Source organism: Singulisphaera rosea (genome assembly GCF_054877945.1).
Window position 1 is genome coordinate 243136 of record NZ_JBTYIP020000004.1, and the last position, 18335, is coordinate 261470.

General features: G+C 63.6%; 11 protein-coding genes. 6 read left to right on the forward strand and 5 right to left on the reverse strand.

Translation table 11 applies throughout. The features are described 5' to 3' along the window. Window positions 1-221 precede the first annotated feature (221 nt). The 3 genes from aroA to ACYOEI_RS10045 all read right to left on the reverse strand — a co-directional run bounded on the left by aroA (window position 222) and on the right by ACYOEI_RS10045 (window position 2667). A complete protein-coding gene (aroA, locus tag ACYOEI_RS10035) occupies window positions 222-1511 on the reverse strand; it encodes a 3-phosphoshikimate 1-carboxyvinyltransferase (protein WP_462849305.1) in 1290 nt (429 codons plus the stop codon). Between the two features lie 104 nt (window positions 1512-1615). After that, window positions 1616-1963 (reverse strand): DUF167 domain-containing protein, encoded by a 348-nt coding sequence (locus ACYOEI_RS10040; RefSeq protein ID WP_462849306.1) that lies wholly within the window; start codon window positions 1961-1963, stop codon window positions 1616-1618. After that, window positions 1960-2667 carry a YggS family pyridoxal phosphate-dependent enzyme gene (locus tag ACYOEI_RS10045; protein WP_462849308.1) on the reverse strand — a complete coding sequence of 236 codons (708 nt, stop codon included), beginning with the start codon at window positions 2665-2667 and terminating at the stop codon, window positions 1960-1962. The genes ACYOEI_RS10040 and ACYOEI_RS10045 overlap by 4 nt, the downstream gene beginning before the upstream one ends. A gap of 159 nt (window positions 2668-2826) precedes the next feature. Here ACYOEI_RS10045 and ACYOEI_RS10050 point away from each other — a divergent pair, with 159 nt between their 5' ends. Continuing rightward, window positions 2827-3036 (forward strand): hypothetical protein, encoded by a 210-nt coding sequence (locus ACYOEI_RS10050; RefSeq protein ID WP_462849309.1) that lies wholly within the window; start codon window positions 2827-2829, stop codon window positions 3034-3036. A gap of 185 nt (window positions 3037-3221) precedes the next feature. On the opposite strand, the gene ACYOEI_RS10055 is transcribed toward ACYOEI_RS10050, so the two are convergent. Continuing rightward, window positions 3222-4484 carry a hypothetical protein gene (locus ACYOEI_RS10055; protein ID WP_462849310.1) on the reverse strand — a complete coding sequence of 421 codons (1263 nt, stop codon included), beginning with the start codon at window positions 4482-4484 and terminating at the stop codon, window positions 3222-3224. Window positions 4485-5804: 1320 nt separating this feature from the next. Here ACYOEI_RS10055 and ACYOEI_RS10060 point away from each other — a divergent pair. Then, window positions 5805-7424, forward strand: coding sequence for an outer membrane beta-barrel protein (locus ACYOEI_RS10060; RefSeq protein ID WP_462849311.1), 1620 nt, complete (start codon window positions 5805-5807; stop codon window positions 7422-7424). Window positions 7425-7899: 475 nt separating this feature from the next. Next, a complete protein-coding gene (locus tag ACYOEI_RS10065; RefSeq protein WP_462849312.1) occupies window positions 7900-8787 on the forward strand; it encodes a creatininase family protein in 888 nt (295 codons plus the stop codon). Between the two features lie 294 nt (window positions 8788-9081). On the opposite strand, the gene xylA is transcribed toward ACYOEI_RS10065, so the two are convergent. Then, entirely contained in the window at window positions 9082-10395 is a 1314-nt protein-coding gene (gene xylA, locus ACYOEI_RS10070; protein ID WP_462849313.1) for a xylose isomerase, read from the reverse strand. Between the two features lie 668 nt (window positions 10396-11063). Here xylA and pilM point away from each other — a divergent pair. The 3 genes from pilM to ACYOEI_RS10085 all read left to right on the forward strand — a co-directional run bounded on the left by pilM (window position 11064) and on the right by ACYOEI_RS10085 (window position 17685). Next, window positions 11064-13649, forward strand: a complete 2586-nt coding sequence (gene pilM, locus ACYOEI_RS10075; RefSeq protein ID WP_462849314.1) for a type IV pilus assembly protein PilM — start codon at window positions 11064-11066, stop codon at window positions 13647-13649. Window positions 13650-13788: 139 nt separating this feature from the next. Beyond that, complete coding sequence (locus ACYOEI_RS10080) at window positions 13789-15540, forward strand: hypothetical protein (protein ID WP_462849315.1); 1752 nt, start codon at window positions 13789-13791, stop codon at window positions 15538-15540. Window positions 15541-15645: 105 nt separating this feature from the next. Continuing rightward, entirely contained in the window at window positions 15646-17685 is a 2040-nt protein-coding gene (locus ACYOEI_RS10085) for a hypothetical protein (RefSeq protein ID WP_462849316.1), read from the forward strand. The last annotated feature ends 650 nt before the right edge of the window (window positions 17686-18335 follow it).

Here is an 18335-nt window from a genome sequence, read left to right on the forward strand (position 1 = left end):
CACTAGGGAATACGACGGATCACACGTTGCTGGCTTTCCTGACCCTCCAACGTGAGCACCGATTTCGCGACATGAGCCACGAGGATCTTTGTTCGCGGGTTCACCTTAACGCCCCTCACGGGAAAGCGTCAAGGATCCGCAAGAGATGACCCGCAACCGGGCCGAAGAGTTCACTCCGACCTGGCGAGAGGTCGCCCGACAGGCCCTCGCGGCAAGGGGCATCAAGGGGCGAGCTTGCCGAGGTCGTCCCAGAATCCAGGGTAGGTCTTGGCCACGCAACCGGGGTCGAGGATGGTGACCCCTTCGGCCTTCACCCCGGCGAGGGCGAATGACATCGCCATGCGATGGTCGTCGTAGGTTGCGATGCGAGCGGGGGTGATCGTCCCGCTAGGGAAGATGATCAGGCCGTCGGGATGCTCCTCGACCGTCGCCCCGAACTTCCGGAGTTCCGTCGCCAGGGCGGCGATGCGGTCGGTCTCCTTGTGACGGATGTGGGCGACGTTGCGGATCCGGGTGATTCCCTGGGCGAAGAGGGCGACGACGGCCAGGGTCATGACCGTGTCACTGATCGCGTTCATGTCGACGTCCACGCCCCGGAGCGGGCCGCCGGTCACGGTCGTCGCGTTCCGCTCGCGGACGACCGTGCAGCCCATGTGCTCGAGGATGTCGACGAAGCCGACGTCCCCCTGCACGCTGTCGGTCCCGAGCCCTTCGACCGTGATCGTCCCCCCGGTGACGGCGGCGAGGGCGAACATGTAGCTCGCCGCCGAGGCATCCGGCTCGATCGCGTAGGGGCGACCGACGTAGCGGGCGGGCCGGATGTCGAACCGCCGATTCTTTCGGTTCGAGATCCGCACCCCGAACGCTTCCATAACCGCCGTCGTCATCGTGACATACGGGACTGAGACGAGGGTCCCTTGCACCTCGACCGTCGTCGTGTCGCGCGAGTAGGGCAACGCCATGAGCAGCCCGCTGAGGAACTGGCTCGAGACGTCCCCCTTGACGAACGCATAGCCGCCGTCGAGGTAGCTGGCCTTCACGGTCACCGGCGGACAGCCCGTCCCGAGGTCGCTCTTGGCTTCGGCCCCGAGCCCGTTGAGGGCCGAGAGGAGGTCCTGGACGGGCCGCTGCCGCATCCGAGCCGTGCCGTCGAGTCGGTAGGTCCCCTGCCCCGTCGCCACCATCGCCGTCAGGAATCGGAGGCTCGTGCCGGAATTGGCCACGAACAACTCGGCCTCTGGGGCTGGGACCTTCCCCGTACACCCCCGGATCCGGATCGTGGCCGACTCGACGTCGTGCTCGACCTCGATCCCCAGTCGCTTCAAGGAGTCGACCATGACGCGGGTGTCGTCGCTGTCGAGTGCCCCCGTGAGCGTACTCGAGCCTTCCGACATCGCGGCCACGATCAAGGCGCGGTTGGTCAGGCTCTTCGAGCCCGGGACCTTCACCCGAGACGAGGCGGGCGGGCCCGACCAGGGGACCATCGTCAACTCTTCTGGATAGTTCGCCATATCTCGATTTTCTTGACAAACCGCGATGAGGAGCCTGACCCGACGAAGGGGACACCCCGGAGCGGAGCCGCCGACCGGAGCCCGAACGGCTCCCCGGCTCGATTCTACCGTTTTTTCGACGCGGTGCCCTCGGGGCCTCGCGAGGAATCGCCCGAGGGATCGAGTCGTCGGCCGATCCGGGCCTGGAGCTCGTCGGCGGTCATCCCCGTGATCAGGAACCGTTTGTCGCGCGAGGTCTCCCCGCTGAGGAGCGTGATCTCCGACGACCGGCATCCCAGGACCTCGGCGAGCACTCCCTGGATCGCCGCATTCGCCTTGCCCTTCTCGGGGGCTGCCGAGACGGCGACTCGCAGCGCCCCGGCCCGTTCGCCGAGCACGGCGTCCCGCTTCGCGCCCGGTTGGGCGCGGACATTGAGGACGATCCCCCGAGCGTTGGGGGTCAGGACGATCACGGGGTAACCCCCTCGAACAGGGCCGAACCGATGCGGACCAGGGTCGCCCCCTCTTCGATCGCCGTCTCGTAGTCGTTCGACATCCCCATCGAGAGATGGTCGAGCGCGAGCCCCGTCCGGGCCCGGAGCTCGTCGCGAAGCGTGCGGAGCCGGGTGAACGACGGTCGGGCCGTCGTCGCGTCCGTATCGAAGGCCGCCATGGTCATGAGGCCGACGACGGGTAGACCCCGAACCTCGGCGATCGCCTCCGCTTCCTCCAGGACCGTCTCTGGTGACCAGCCGTGCTTGGCCGCCTCGCCCGAGGTGTTCACCTGGAGGCAGACCTCGGGGAGCTCCGCCCCTCCCATGTCCGCCGCCAGGCGTCCGAGCTCTCGAAGCAGCTTCAGGGAGTCGACCGAATGGATCATCCGGACCATCGGCAGGGTCTTCCTCGCCTTGTTGCCTTGGAGGTGGCCGATCAGGTGCCAGCGCACGGGGACATCCACCAGTTCGTCAACCTTCCTCCACAGTTCCTGCGGGTAGTTCTCCCCGAGTTCGACCACCCCGAGCGCGACGAGCGGGCGGATCATGGCGACGGGGTTCTTCTTCGTCACGGCGACGAGCGAGACCGCGCCAGGGTCGCGTCCCGAGCGTCGCGCCGACTCTTCGATCCGGGATCGGACGAGCTGAAGATTATCTCGAATGCGGTCGCTGTCGATTTCCATGGCTTGAGTGTGATATCCGTTGGGGCATCGCGACAAGCGTTTCGCCCGTCGCCTCGGTGACGATCGGAGGTCGATCGACTATCCTTGTCGGTGACTAGGGCCCGGCCGCATCGCGGCCGCTCGCGACGACATTCGAAAGCTCGAAGGAAGAATGCCCCGATGAGACCTTTCCTGGTGATTCTCGGATTCATCGCCGCCGCCCTGATCATCACCCAGCTCACGCTCGGAATGCTGATCACGGCCAGCCACGCCCCGAAGATCGTCACCGCCCACAAACATACCGGCTACCTGACCGTCGTCGTCTCCCTCGTGTACATCCTCGGCTCCCTCATGGCGATCGCCTCGATGCCGAGGCAGACCAAAAGCTGAGGACTTGCCCCGAAACTCGCCCTATCTACAGTAAAACGTTGGGGAAGATTCACCACATTAAGAACACAAAGGATACCAGAGAACAAATTATTAACTATTTAAAATTTTTCTTTGTGTCCTTTGTGACTTTGTGGCGAATCCTCCTCGTCTTGTGACAAATCCTGCACGCCCAAATCGGGCCCATTTCACTCATCGACGGTGAAGATCGGCGTAATGTCCCCGCGCTCATTGAAAAGGCCGACGAGCAGTCTCGCCGACGTCTGGTGCCCAAGGAACGCGCGGGAGGTCGGCGGGCCGAAGCTTCGATAGATGACCAGTGTCTCGTGACGTCCCCAGGTAATCCGCACGGCGACGGCCGTGTCCGACGAGCAGACCTTGGCCTTCTCGGTGACGGTGAGCATCCGCCAGGTCACCGACTTCCGGCCCCTGAGTGGATCCCAGGAGATCAGCAGGGGGAGCCAGACGCGCCTGCCTACGGCCTTCCTCCGAAGGATAAGCTCCCTCGACTCGACGTCGAAAGAACCCGGTTCGGTCGGATCCGAGAGTGAGGAAAGACACAGAGGAAACGCCTGGGCCGACGCCCTTCCCCTCGCGGCCGAGAGTCCCAGCCCTCGGTTGCCCTTGAGGGGATCGGCGTCCATTCCCAAAGGAAGCGCGACCCGCATCGCGGCGTCCGATCCCGCACCTTCCACGAGGTCGGAGATCAAGGCGATCCGTCGCCCTCGGAGCACGAGGGCCGAACGCTGGACCTTGGTCTCCCCCGCGCGGAAGCTCCATTCCGCCAGGTCGGCGGACGAATTCGACACCCATCGAGTCATCCGAGCTCGGTCTGCGCCGGAACTCGGCGTGGGGCCCGATCCCCAATCCGGCCCCAGCCAGGTTCGGCCGGCACCGAAGAGTTCCATGCTCGACGAGGGGCCGCCGGAGCGATGGTCGATCGCCAGGAAGTCGCCCTGGCTCGACCACCCCGCTCGGAGCATCGCAAGCGGCCGATCCGCCTGTGCGGCGGCCGGTAGAGGCGGCGGAGAATGTCGCTTCGTCCGGACCGGGAACCACCAGTCGACCACGGTCCCCAGGCCAGGGTCGGAAAGATGCTCCGCCCAGTAGCGGAACAGAGCCCGCACGTGCGCCTTCTCTCCACCGATTTCCGGGGCGAAGACGGTCGACCCGTCGGGCCGAGAGAACCGAAGCGTTTGGCGAAACCAACCCTCGATCCTCGCGTCGAACGGTTCCGGCCAATCGCCTTGCCGACGTCGACGGATCTCGGCAAGCAGGGAAAGCGCCGGCACCCATGCCTTGAGCGGTAGGGTCTGCGGCACCCCCTCGGCATCGAGTTCGCGATCGAGCCAACACGTCAAAGGGCCCTCCTGACCTTGTTCCTCCCAGGCGGAGGCCGCCGACTTCAACTCGAGATATCCCTGCAGACCAATCTCGCCGTCTTCACTCATGTTGCCGATTTTTCCAGGGATCTTGGGAAATGGAAAGAGCCTCAGCGTGTACTCCGCCTCAAAGGGAAATCCCGCGTCGTGAAGGACCAGGCTCCCATTTCCTTGAACCACAGCGTTATGCCCACAAAAGAGTCAGTAGAGCCCAATCCCCAGACAGCCCTCGGAGTCATGCGGATCGAACTCAATAACGTCAGTCCGGAAACGAAAAATCGAGCAGATCTCACAACCCTATTCCTACTAGTACCTTACAGAAATCACACCCGGACGAACGGGGAAGAAACCGACTTTTTTGGACGCCATTTTCCGTCTGGCACTCTCTTTGCACTTGTACCATTCGTCTGACACGAAAAGAAGCCTGAAACTGAGCTAAGTGCAAAGATTCTTCTAGTTTACGAAAAGTCCGACGGCCCCGATGGGCGTCGGCACAAAACACCCCAACTGGCGACGGTCGAAATGGCTTCCAGCCGGATCGACTTACCGCCAAAGGGGCGAGCGGGATGCCTCGCACGACCCCCCCGCTCGCCCTTTCTTACACAGACCATGCCCTCGCTCAAGAGCGTGGCATGGGCCCGACCAGCCGGCCAGACAGTGTCGTCCTAGTCGCCATGGGAGAGGTGGTGGACTAGGGTTGAGACTATCTGGCCGGCTTTATTTCATTCCCTCCGACTGATCCCGCACCCTCACAAACGACCCTGGCAGATAACTCTGGCGCCTTAGCCACTCGGTCTTACACACAGCCGCATCAGAGATTTAGGACTCAGCCGTGCTCTCCGATTTGCTTCGGGGAGTCTCGGATTGCGCCCCGACCCACAGGTCCTCGCCTTCGAATTCTTCCGCATCTCCAGGGCATGCCCATCTATCACTAGAATCGCTAATTTCCGCGGTGACATCATCCGATCTTAATCGCGAGTCGGAGTCAGTTTGCCGTTCTGGCGTCACCGCTGCGGGGATTCGACCCGGGGGACGAGCCATCGTTCTCTCGCTCATCGAAGCCCAATGCTCGCATCTCGATCGAAACGTTGCCTTCTCGGCTTCGTAACCTTGAATCGAACGCGGGTGAGCACGAAAGGAGCCAGGGCGACCGGCTGGTTCTCCGACATCGCGTTGGTGGAACTCCTTGAGGTGATCGGCTCTCCCGGGGATCCCGCAAGGGGTCTTTGCCCGATCTCGCCGTGTTGGAGCGACGGCCATCGCAGCAGGACTCACTCGACAGACGTTGCGAACCGTCGACGAGGAGCGAGGTCCATTCGGGCATTCCACTGGGATGCTGCCATGTGATCGGTCCACGAAAGGATTCGTGGACGACGTCATATCAGGAGGATGACCGTGAGAATACCGATCGTCAAAGGAGTCGGCGTCCTGGGTCTGCTCTGGGTGATTGGGGCTGGGGAGAGCCTCGCCCAGGTCGGCTCTTCTGGAGCCGGAAATGCCTATCCGCCGACCTCCATCCCCCTGCCCTACCAGACGCAGGCCCCTCGCCCCCAATATCGGGGCGCCGTGTCCGATCGGCCGGTCCTGACGTCGATGGTACAGGATCCGCCCAACCCCTCGCCGACGACCCCGGCCGCCGAAGGCCCCTCCGAGCTCTCCTCGCCGACGGGTTCGCCGGGACCGGACAATGAGACGGACGTCGCACTCCCCAGGGCGGAACGTGCCGGCGGCGGCGGCGAACCGACGACCGCCGAGGCGGGCGAGCTCGCCGCGGAAGAAGCCAAGGAAGAGGAGGGCTCGGGGAAGGACGAATCCAAGCTCCTGATGAACTTCTTCAACCGGGCCGACGCCCCGGTCAAGGTCTACGGCTGGATCGAGAACAGCTTCACCGGCAACACGCTGGGGACCCCGAAGAATGACGTCAACTTCGGCGTCAATCCGAACAGCCAGGCCAACCGCTGGATGGGGAACCAGTACTACCTCGTCATCGAGAACCCCCTCGAGCAGAACGACAAGATCAACTTCGGCTTCCGCGTCGACAACCTGTTCGGCAACGACTGGCAGTTCAACCATATGCGAGGGCTCAATGAGCACTCGTTCCGGCTGAACCACTTCCTCGGCTACGACCCCGCGCAGATCTACGGCGAGGTCCACCTGCCCTGGCTCACCAAGGGAGGCCTCGACGTCAAGGGCGGTCGCTTCTACACCATCCTCGGTTATGAAGTGGTGCCCGCCATCGGCCGACCGTTGCTCTCCGTCCCTTACATGTTCAACTACGGCCAACCGTTCACCCACCTCGGCATGATGTCGACTCTGCACCTCACCGATCGCATCAACATCTTGAACGGTACGGTCAACGGCTATGACCGCTGGTTCAACGCCAACTACAAGTGGAATTACATCGGCGGCATCACCTGGACGTCGAAGAGCGGAAAGTCGAACTTCGCCCTTTCTTACATCTTCGGGCCTAACCAGTATCCTCGCTTCCTCTCGGGGACCAACCAGCAGATCTTCCTCCTCGGCAACACGATCCCCCCGCACGAGGACGGCCGCCGCAACCTCGGCTACGGCAGCAACAACCGACTCTCGTTCACCGGAGTCTACTCCTACAAGTGGACCGACAAACTGACCCAAGTTGCCGAAGTCGACCTCTCGTATGAGAATAATATCCCCGGCAGCGGCGGCGTCACCTTGGCGAACGGCCTCTTCTCGGGCGGTGCCGACCGGAACGACAGTTGGCAAGGGTTCGGGAACTGGTTCCTCTACGCCTTCAACGAGAAGTTGACCGGCGTCTGGCGTTCGGAAGTCTTCCGCGACGACGGCGGACAGCGGACCGGCTATCGCGACACGTTCTACGAGCAGACCGTCGGCCTCGTGTACAAGCCGAAGCCCTGGCTCTGGGTCCGGCCCGAAGCGCGATACGACTGGTCGCAGTTCACCCACCCGTTCTTCGACGGCACGAAGAAGAGCCAGTTCACCATCGCTGCCGACGTCATCCTGCTCTTCTGAGCGACGAACCGGCCCGACCGACGACCTCCGTGCATGCCAAGGCCGGCTCGAAACCTAGTCTCGGAGATGTCTCGCCGATCTAACGCCCAGGCCCGACGCCGTACCCAACCGGCGTGGTGCCCGCTCAAGATGAACCCCCAAGTCCTCGGATGAGTTTCGATCTCGCGACCTTCCGCATCGCCGCCGTCGACGGAGGAGTGCCCCTCCCTCCGTCGTCGGCGTCGTCGTTTTGAGGCCATCCGGCCCAAGTCATCAGCCGAAACGACGGCCTGCCTACCACCACGGCTTGCTCGCTTTTCGAATTCCGCTCGGATTCCATGCACATCCGCAGTGAGCCGACGACCAGGGCCTCGTCCCCCATGCTTGAGAATCGCCGACCATTCCGGCATCCTGCACGTCTGCGATCGGCGGGCCGAACCGTCGACGTCCGCCTCCTTCATTCCGCCCCCCCGGCCCCCACCCTCCGAGGACGACGATGAGCCAAAGAGCCCGCGAAGAATACCGATATGAGAAGCTAACGTGGCCGGAGATCAACGACGCGATCGAGCTGGGCAAGGTCTGCATCGTCCCCTGCGGCGCCGTGGAGCAGCACGGCCACCACCTCCCGCTCGACGTCGACATCGTCTGCCCGGGCGGCATCGCATCCGGGGCGGGGAGGCAGATCCCCGAGTCGATCCTGGTCCTCCCGACCGTCGCCTACGGCTACACCGGCCACGTCATGGACTTCCCCGGCACCATCAACACCGACTTCGAGCACTTCATCCACCAGATCCTCGACATCACGAAGAGCCTGGCCTACCACGGGTTCAAGAAGATCATCCTTCTCAATGGGCATGGCTCGAACATGCCGAACCTCGACCTGGCCGCCCGCCGGACGAACCTCGAGACCGACGCGGAGTGCGTCGTCGCCGCCTGGTGGAACCTGCTGACCGTGGACAAGGAGTTCCTCCCGAACTGGCGGCAGAGCAAATTCCCCGGCGGTTGCGCCCACGCCTGCGAGCTCGAGACGTCGCTCTACCTCTACCTGGACGGCGACAACGTCCGCAAGGACAAGATCAAGAACGGGGTCATCAGCTTCAACGAGGAACACAACCCCTTCAACTGGGTCGACCTCTTCGCCGCGGGCCCGGCGACCCTCGTCTCCTGGACGAGCAGCTATTCCGAGACCGGCGTGCTCGGAGAACCCGAGCTGGCGACCGAGGAGAAAGGTCGCCAGGTCTACGAAGAAGCCGTCAAGCAGCTCGTCCGCTTCGTCACCTACTTCAAGGACCGGCCACTCGACCCTCGCCGAGACCGACACCGCAAAGCACCGACGATGCCGATCCCCTGGGGACAGCGGCCAATCTCCGGCGGCTCCGCCTGAGCCGATGGATCATCGAGCCGCTCAGGAAAAAGCGACGAAGACCCGACCTCGGCGATCGAACGAGTCTCGGGTCATCGATTTCGGGCTCACGGGCAAGAAAAAGTAATTCATCAACAGATTTCGCAGATTTTCACAGATCAAAAATTGATTTAAATAGATTTTCAATTCTATTCTTCAGATTATCCGTGTTTCATCCGTGGCTGAAAAGATTCGATTGACCCGACGAAAAGCAAAAGGGGGACGCCGGTCGCGCGCGTCCCCCGTTTCGTCTCGAATCGATGCCGACAGGCAGCGTCAGATGAATTCGTTGATCAGGTTCTCGAGCATTTCCTGACGCCCGCTCGCGTTCTTCGCCGCCTCGCCCTTGGGGAGGATGTAGCCTTCGAGGTCGGCGAAGCTGGCGTTTCCGGACTCGATCCGTCGGCCGAGCTCGCTGTCCCAGCTCCGGTAGCGTTCCTTGACGAAGGCGGAGAGCCGGCCGTCGCTGATGATGGCGTGGGCGATCTTCACGCCTCGGGCGAACGCGTCCATCCCGCCGATGTGCGCGTGGAAGAGGTCGACCGGCTCGAAGCTCTCTCTGCGGACCTTGGCGTCGAAGTTCACGCCGCCGGTGGTGAAGCCACCCATCCCGAGGATGCAGAGCATGCACTGGGCGGTCAGGTAGACGCTCGTCGGGAACTGGTCGGTGTCCCAGCCGAGCATGGGATCGCCGGTGTTCGCGTCGATCGAGCCGAGGGCCCCGGCGCCGATGGCGACTTCGAGCTCGTGCATCATCTCGTGACCGGCGAGGGTCGCGTGGTTGGTCTCGAGGTTGAGCTTGAAGTGGGGGAGGAGCTCGTACGTCCGCAGGAAGTTCAAGCAGGCGGCGGCGTCGGAGTCATATTGGTGCTTGGTCGGCTCCTTGGGCTTGGGCTCGATGTAGAACGTCCCGCCGAAGCCGATCTGCTTCTTGTAGTCGACCGCCAGGTGGAGGAACCGGGCCAGGTGGTCCAGCTCACGCTTCATGTCGGTGTTGAGGAGCGTCGAGTACCCTTCGCGGCCCCCCCAGAAGGTATAACCGAGGCCGCCCAGCTCGTGGGTCACTTCCATGGCCTTCTTGACCTGCGCCCCCGCGAATGCGAAGGCGTCGAGATTCGGGCTCGTCGCCGCGCCGTGCATGTAACGCGGGTTGGTGAAGAGGTTCGCCGTGCCCCAGAGGAGCTTGACCCCGGTCCTCGCCTGCTCCTCCTTGAAAACCTTGACGACGGCGTCGAGGTTGGCGTGGCTCTCCTTGAGCGTCTTGCCTTCCGGCGCCACGTCGCGGTCATGGAACGCGTAGAACGGGGCCCCGAGCTTTTCGAAGAACTCGAACGCGACGCGGGCCTTGAGGCACGCACTCTCGACGGAGTTGCTGCCGTCGTCCCAGGGGCGGAGCGCCGTCCCCGCGCCGAACGGGTCGGCCAGGGGATTGCTGAACGTATGCCAGTAGACGACCGAGAAGCGCAGATGCTCCTTGAGCGTCTTGTCCCCGACTACCTCGTCCGCGTTGTAGTGCTTGAACTCGAGCGGATTGCGAGACTTCGGTCCCCCATAGACGATCCGGGGGATTTCTGGAAAGAATTCGGACATCGGCGGGTCTCACCCAACGAGAAGATCGGAGATCCCGGGTTTCTTCGGGAAGAAGCCCACAATGTAAAGGGGTGTCCTCGACGAGACAAGCCCCTGTTTCAACGCGAGTGACGGCCGGTCCGTCCCTACCCGAGCCAAAGGATGAATCTCCACCCGACGGGCTCCGACCGATCAGGATACGCCGGACGCTTCGTCGCCATCAAACACATCGCAACGGATGTGAGGGCAAGGCCTTTTCCTCCACAGGAAAGAAACCTCCTGTCCTGCCATGTGTTAAACTAAAGCGATCGAGCCGAAGGCGGGGTTCGGGCAAGAATTCTGGGCCGGATGTCCTGAGAATTCGCGATCGGCTCGGAACTTCCGATTGGCGAGAGCGTCCAAGGAGATGTCACGAGGGCACGACGACAAGCCGGCTGAATCTCTTCCGCGACCCGGCCGTTGGGGCGTCCAACGTCTCCGAAAGCGGGGGCTCTCGCCGCGTTGACGATACGTCAACTCCTGTGCTAGCGTGATTCGATTTCCGGGGTCCGGCGGGCCTGGCGTCCTGCTTTGGCTGGCCTGACCTCGAGCGTTCTGCCGGTCGGTTTCGACCGCACTTCGTTCCACTCGACTTTTTGTAGTTCACCTGCGATGGGGCGCCACTCGGGGCGCGACAGGAGACTGACCGCATGGCGAAGATCCAGCCCGTCTGGGCACTCGACGTTGGCCAGGCCGCCCTCAAGGCCCTGAAGCTCGTCCCGGGCGAGACGCCCGAGCAGGTGACGGCCGAAGCCTTCGACTATGTGGAATATCCCAAGATCCTCAGCCAACCCGACGCCGATCCCGACCAACTGGTCCGGGAGGCGCTCGAAACCTTCCTCGAGCGGAATGATCTGAAGGGTTGCAAGGTGGCGATCGCCGTCCCCGGCCAGGCGGGGTTGGTCAAGTTCATCAAGCTCCCCCCGGTCGAGAAGAAGCGGATCCCGGACATCGTCAAGTTCGAGGCGAAGCAGCAGATCCCCTTCGCCCTCGAAGAGGTGGTCTGGTCCTATCAGCAGATCGGCGAGAGCGACGAAGACGGCGACGACGACTTCACGATGGCCGAGGTCGGGCTGTTCGCGATGAAGCGCGACCAGATCAACCGGGCTATCCTGCCGTTCCGCGTCGTCGGCATCGAAGTCGACATCGTCCAGATGGGGCCGATCGCCCTCTACAACTTCATCACGTTCGACCAGCTCAAGGAAGGCCCGCCCCCGCCCGCCGCGGAGGGTGTAAACGCCGAGGGCGAGAAGGCCCCGGCCTCGAAGGGTGAGAAGGGCTCGGTCGTCCTGATCGACATCGGGGCGGACAACACCGACCTGATCATCACCGACGGCGTGAGGATCTGGCAGCGCAACGTTCCCATCGGCGGCAACCACTTCACGCGGGCGCTCACCAAGGAGCTGAAGCTCACCTTCGCCAAGGCCGAGCACCTGAAGCGGAACGCCACCAAGGCCCCGGACCCCCGGTCGATCTTCACCGCGATGCGAGGCGTGTTCAACGACTTCGCCAGCGAGATCAACCGCTCGATCGGGTTCTACTCGAGCGTCAACCGCAACGCCAAGATCATCAAGATCATCGGCCTTGGCAACGGGTTCAAGCTCCCCGGCCTCCAGAAGTTCTTGCAACAGAACCTCAACCACGAGGTCGAGAAGCTCGAGACGTTCTTCCGGATCGTGGGCGACGACGTCAAGACGGCGCCCCAGTTCCAGGAGAACATCCCCTCCTTCGGCGTGGCCTATGGCCTCGGCGTCCAGGGGCTCCGCAAGAGCGGCATCCACACCAACCTCTTGCCCCCCGAGATCGAGCAGGTCCGGTTGATCCGTGCCAAGAAGCCGTGGGCCCTGGCGGCCTCGGCGCTCTTGATGCTCGGGTTCTCGGCCCTCTTCCTCGGCGATTACCGGGCCCTGGCCAAGGTGGACACGGCCCCGTTCAAGAGCGCCGTCGAACAGGCCAACGCCGTCTCCAAGCGGGGTGCCGACTACGCCTCGGCCTTCACCACCGCGAAGGACGAGTGGAAGAAGGTCTACGACGAGGGGAACTCGCTCGTCGCCGGCGCGACCGACCGGGGCAAGTGGCCGATCTTCCTGAAGGTCATCAACTCGCACTTCCCCGACCCGGTGAAGGAATACAAGCTCGACCCCGACAAGCCGGAGAACCAGGCGACCCTCGATCGGCTCCGCGTCCACATCGACGCGATCAAGCCCGTCTGGCGCGCCAACGTCGCCGACGAGTGGTTCACGCTCGAACCCCCGTCGGGCCCGAGCAAGGTTGCGAAGGATTTCTCGATGCACCCGTACGACCGCGCCGAGGTCCCGAGCGGGAGCGGCTGGATCGTGCAGATCATCGGGCACCACTACAACCCCGACCCGACGCCCGAAGAGCTCTCGAAGACTAAAGACGTGAAGAAGGAGTTCATGTTCGGACGCTACGGCTACCTCGTCAAGAAGATCCTGCCGGCCTTGATGACGCCGGAGATGAGGCTCGAAGGTTACCACCACGTGGTCGTCCCCTGGTTCACGACCGACAAGAACTGGACGAGCCTCAAGTCGAGCGAGACCAACGGCCTCGCGGGCAAGACGGTGCCGATCCTCGATCGGGCGATGCCCCCGGCAGACGCCGAAGGGGGTGGCGGCGAGGAAGGCGGCGGGGTCTCGGGGATGGCGAACTCGAGGATGATGCGAGAGGGAGGGATGATGGGCGGCCAAAGAGGCCGTCAGATGGGCGGCCCCGGGATGGGCGGCGGCGGAATGGGTGGCGGGATGGGAGGCCCCATGATGGGTATGCAAGGCCGCATGGGTCGCGAAGGGATGATGGGTCGACAGATGGGCGGTGGCATGGGCATGGGGCTGGGCCAAAGCGAGATGGACAAGAAAGTCGTCACGCTCACACGGACCGACTTCTTGATCCAACTCATCTGGCAGGCCCCCAAGCCCGAAGACATCCCGGCGACGCCCGAGGATCGGAAGGCCAAGCTCGTCGAGATCCGCACGAAGGTGAAGGAAGCCGAGAAGAATCAGCCGGTCGTCACCTTGAAGGAGAGCGACCTGGAGAACGTCTCCAACAAGCAGTCGGAAGAGGTGGCCAAGGCCTTGACCCAACCGGCCCCGGCCGCGGGCGCCCCCAATGCCGCGGGCCCTGCTGCCGCCAACACCAAGGCCGCCCCTGGGCAGCCGGCCGCGGCTCCGGCCGGCGACGCCTCGAAGTCGGCCGCGCCCGCCGCCCCGGCCAAGTAACCCAGGCCGAAGGCCGGGGGTCCACTCCCCGGCCTTCTCTACCGCCACGCTCCGCGACCGTGACGTCCACAGCCTGCCGCCCGGGCGTCTCGGTCGATTCCCATCCCCGACTCGTCGTACATCGAAGGCCACCGCGACCATGGACCAAGTCAAAGAAATCCTGAGACAGGCGATCAAGCATCGCTTCTGGATCGTCGTGGGTATCTCGGCCCTCCTGCCCATGATCGGCTACGCCCTCGGCTCGGGCCCGATCAAGGATAAGACCAAGAAAGAGACCGAGAAGATCAACTCCGCCAAGAAGGGCGTCCAGCAATACACCAGCGGCCAGATCCCCAACGAGCAATACAAGCCGCTGGTGGACGAGAAGAAGGACGTGCTCAGCAAGGACGTCAATGCGTCATGGAAGAAGCTCTACCAACGGCAAGAGCCGTTCCTGACCTGGCCCGAGAACGTCAAGGATAAGTTCCAGGCGTGGGGCCGAGCGTGGCCGAAGGACGTCGACCCCAGCGTGGTCCACCAGACGATCTTCGACTACGTGCTCGCCTACCGGAAATACGTCGAAGGCGTTTACAAAACTTGCCGACCTTTTGATCCGATCGAGGGGACCGGCGTCGTCTCCGCGCCCCCGGAAGAGGCCCTGCTCCGCCCCGCGCCGTTCACGATCGAGACCCCGCCCGGCCCGCCCACCCTGGGCAAGGTCTGGGCCGCCCAGGAGCGACTCTGGATCCAGAGGACCCTCCTCCAGGTCATCGAAGACGTGAACGCCAAGGCCAAGGACTGGGACTCGGCGATCATCAAGCAGATCGACATCCTCGAGGTCGGCAACATGGCGGCCCAGGACCAGGTCTCCATCGGCGAGGGGGAGACCCTCGAAGAGGCCCCCGAGCTCGACGCCCCGGCCGGGGAAGGAGAAGAAGCGGCCCCGGCCGAAGAGGAGGAGTCGGGCGCACCAATGCCCGGCCAGATGCGCGGCATGGACATGATGGGAGGCGGGATCGGACAGAATGCCGAGCAGGTCTACTATCTCAAGCCCAAGTCCGAGACCTCCCAGTTCAAGATCCTCCCCTTCCAGCTCTCCGTGTTGATCGATCAGGACCACATCCAGGACCTGTTCGTCGCCTTCGAGAACTCGCCGATGGGCATCCAGGCGGCGGAGATGGAACTCTCGAAGCCCCTCACGAGGGTCATCAAGCCCGAGAAAGGCCTGACCCAGGAATTCATGGGCGGCATGATGGGCATGGGCGGCGGGATGGGCATGAACGGCATGATGCAGCGCCAGATGATGGGAGGAATGCGAGGAGGGCGAGGGATGAGCCCAATGACGGGATTCGGCGGCCCGATGATGTCGCGGCAGATGATGGACGCGTATGGCGGCGGTGGAGGCCGAGGGATGATGGCCGCCGCGACGAAGAGCGGCGTCAACACCCGGAACGAGAACCGCGCCGAGAAGAAGAAGGCCGAACTCGAGCAGGTAACGAAGTCGGTCGTCCAATCGATGAACGACCCGTACTTCTACATCGTCAAGCTGACCGTCTACGGCCAGGCCCGGTTCTACAACCCGCCCCCCGTGGACCCGCCCGCCGAGCCCAGCCAGTCCGAGGAGGCACCCGCCGCCGACGGCGAGATGGCCGCCCCCAAGACGGAGCCCGCCAAGGCCGAAGGCGACGAGGCCACCGAGGCGCCCAAGGCCGAAGGGGCCGCTCCCGAGCCCAAGGCCGAAGCTCCGAAGGCCGAAACCGATGCCCCCAAGGCCGATGCCCCCAAGGCGGAGGCCAAGGGCGACGCGGAAACGCCCAAGGCCGACGCCCCCAAGGCGGAGACGGAAGCGCCCAAGGCCGACGCCCCCAAGGCCGAAGCGGCGGCCCCCGAAGCCGCGACTCCCAAGAAATGACCGTCTCATTCCGAGCCGAACGGATCTAGACCTCGAGTGCTGCGGCCCTGGAAACACGGGGCCGCGGCGCATCGCCCAGAATCGATCTCGAGAGGAGTTGCCACCATGGCCAACGCGTCGGTCGACAAGCTAAAGGAGCTAGGCCTCCGTCACGGCGAGAAGGTCGTGATGGGCCTGGCAACCGGGGTGTCCTTGCTGCTGTTATTCTCCGCGGCGACGGTGTCCACGATCGACACCACGCCCGACGCCGTGCGCAAGGCCGCCGATGCGGCCGACTCGAACCTCAAGGCTCGCCAGGAGCCTGATGATATTCTCAAACGACTCGAAGAAAGCGGCGACCTCAAGGACGCCGCGTTCGAGAAGCTCGTCGACGCACAGGCCAAGGACCGCCTCGACCCGGTCGTGTTCAAGGTCCGCAGCCCCTGGATCTCCAGCGAGCCGGGCGGCGGCCTGATCCGCGACACCCCCGTGCTGATCGCGGCGACCAACCTCTACGCCTTCCCCGGCCGGGGTAGCGCGTTGGTCTTCGAGCTCGACGAGAACGGGGAACGGATCCCCGATACCTCGAAGACCGAAGCCGACATCCCGCAGACCCCGCGTCGCCTCCGCTCGCGTCGCCGCCCCATGAATGCCCCGATGGCGGGGATGCAAGGCAAGCGCCGGAGGCGAGGCAAGAGCGCCGCCCAGATCGAGCAAGAGCAAAAGAAACAGTACGAATTCGAGAAGAAGAGGAAAGAAGGCCAGCTCGTCGGCAAGGATGCCCCGAAGAATGATTCGGAGAAGGATGCCGAGACGAACGGCGAGCCGGAAGCTCCTCCCAAGGAGATCACCAAGGGCCTGCGTTGGGTTGCCATCACCGGGGTCCTCGACCACAAGAAGCTCCGCGACAACTACCTCCAGGCGCTCAAGAACCCGGCGGTCGCGCAGCCGCACTTCAAGCAGCTCGACGTCGAACGGCAGGTCCTCCAGTCGGACGGCTCGTGGACCGAGTGGGAGGCCGTCGACTCCGAGAAGAACTGGGAGATCGTCGACAACCTCCCCGAGGAAGAGGAAGAGTTGACCCCGGAAACGGTCCGGCTCGACTCGCTCGTCGACCCGCTCCCGTTCCTCAAGTCGGGTTACTGGGAGCGTGTCCACGTCGCCAGCCTCGTCCCCAAGGAAAACAAGGAAGTCGCCCCGATGCCCGGAGCCTTCGGAGGAGCCGGCATGAGGGACGAGGGAGGCGGGCGATCCGCGATGATGGCCCGCGGAGGCGCCGGAATGGGCGGGGCCGGGATGATGGGCGGCCGCCGCGGAATGATGGGCGGAGCCGGTGGCGCCGGGATGTCCGCCTCCGCCATGATGGGCGGCGACGAGATGGGCGGGATGATGGGCCGAGGGGGCATGGGCATGGGCATGGGCGGCGGGGAGACCATCACCTTCCCGACGTCGGATGAAGATACGCTCATGATCCGATCTCTCGACTTCACCGTCGACCCCGACAAGACCTACAAGTTCCGGGTCCGGCTCGTCGTCTTCAACCCGAACCGGGGCCATGAGGATGTGAACGCCGGTGTCGACACCAAGTCGATCGAGCTCTTCGGCCCCTGGAGCGAGCCGACGGACGAGGTGACCATGCCCGCCGACGTCGCCGCGTACGCGATGCACACCGTCCCGAACCCCGCCAAGATGGGCGACGAGATCCAGTTCCAGGTGGCCCGCTGGACCCCCGACAGCGGCGTGACCGTCGTCAGGAACTTCCCCGCAAGCCCCGGCGGCATCATCGGCGACATGAGGTCCGTCGCGATCCCGACTACCGACGGGACGACCCAGAAGAAACGGGCCAACATCGACTTCGACACCCACCAGCTCGTGCTCGACACCAAGGGGGGTTCGCTGCCTTTCCCCAAGGGTCTCAACACACCGGGCCGACTCGAGATCCCCTCGCTCTCGCTCCTGGTGCGTAACGACGGGTCGGTGATCGTCCGCAACCAGGCGAACGACGTTCATGACGAGGTCCGCAAGACCATCGAGATCAACGCGAAACGCGAGCTCGACGAGTCGGGCAAGCAGCGAGAGAGCTCGATGGGGAGATTCGGAGGAGCGGCCATGATGGGACCGATGGGTTCCATGGGCCGGATGGGAGCCATGGGCGGGCGTCGTTGAGCCGACGAGGCGAACACGCCGACCGAATCGAAGATCATCACATCAAGGCCCCCGACGTCTCGTCGGGGGCCTCTTCATTTCGACGAACCGACATCGGGCGAAAACGAGCCGCCGAGGGACCGCCGACAGGAACAGGCGGATTCATCCACAGATGACGCCGATTGACACAGATGAAATCATAAAATGTTCCAATTTCATTTGTGTCCATCGGCGTCATCTGTGGATCGACTCGTGTTGCGTTATCCTGGCCCGATGTCGGGTCGTTGCTTCATTTCGAATGACGTTCTCTTCAATTCTTATGAAACGCCTCTTTGAGATCGCGAGGTGTGGTCGTCGATCACGAGATGCGAAGCATCGTGTCGACCGGGGAACACATTCGGCAATACTCGCGAGAATCGGCTGAAGACAGCGATGGGGATCGGTCGATAGGACCCGACGTACCCGGAGAATCGGCACAATCGGTCCATCCGAAAAATCTTTCGGAACCCGCTTGACTAGAAAAACGCATCGGGGTATTACACCGCCACGTCTTTTCTCCTTTCTCGGTTGCGTCGTCCTCGAATTCGCACCTCCGATTCCGAGAAGCCCTTAGGATAGCCGGATGCCTTCGCTGGCCACCGAGGCAGTGGCATAGTGGAGGCCCACCGGAT

Coding starts and splice junctions, on each gene's coding strand:
- aroA (WP_462849305.1), bottom strand. CDS start 1,511: ATGGCGAACTATCCAGAAGAGTTGACGATGGTCCCCTGGTCGGGCCCG.
- ACYOEI_RS10045 (WP_462849308.1), bottom strand. CDS start 2,667: ATGGAAATCGACAGCGACCGCATTCGAGATAATCTTCAGCTCGTCCGA.
- ACYOEI_RS10050 (WP_462849309.1), top strand. CDS start 2,827: ATGAGACCTTTCCTGGTGATTCTCGGATTCATCGCCGCCGCCCTGATC.
- ACYOEI_RS10055 (WP_462849310.1), bottom strand. CDS start 4,484: ATGAGTGAAGACGGCGAGATTGGTCTGCAGGGATATCTCGAGTTGAAG.
- ACYOEI_RS10060 (WP_462849311.1), top strand. CDS start 5,805: ATGACCGTGAGAATACCGATCGTCAAAGGAGTCGGCGTCCTGGGTCTG.
- ACYOEI_RS10065 (WP_462849312.1), top strand. CDS start 7,900: ATGAGCCAAAGAGCCCGCGAAGAATACCGATATGAGAAGCTAACGTGG.
- xylA (WP_462849313.1), bottom strand. CDS start 10,395: ATGTCCGAATTCTTTCCAGAAATCCCCCGGATCGTCTATGGGGGACCG.
- pilM (WP_462849314.1), top strand. CDS start 11,064: ATGGCGAAGATCCAGCCCGTCTGGGCACTCGACGTTGGCCAGGCCGCC.
- ACYOEI_RS10080 (WP_462849315.1), top strand. CDS start 13,789: ATGGACCAAGTCAAAGAAATCCTGAGACAGGCGATCAAGCATCGCTTC.
- ACYOEI_RS10085 (WP_462849316.1), top strand. CDS start 15,646: ATGGCCAACGCGTCGGTCGACAAGCTAAAGGAGCTAGGCCTCCGTCAC.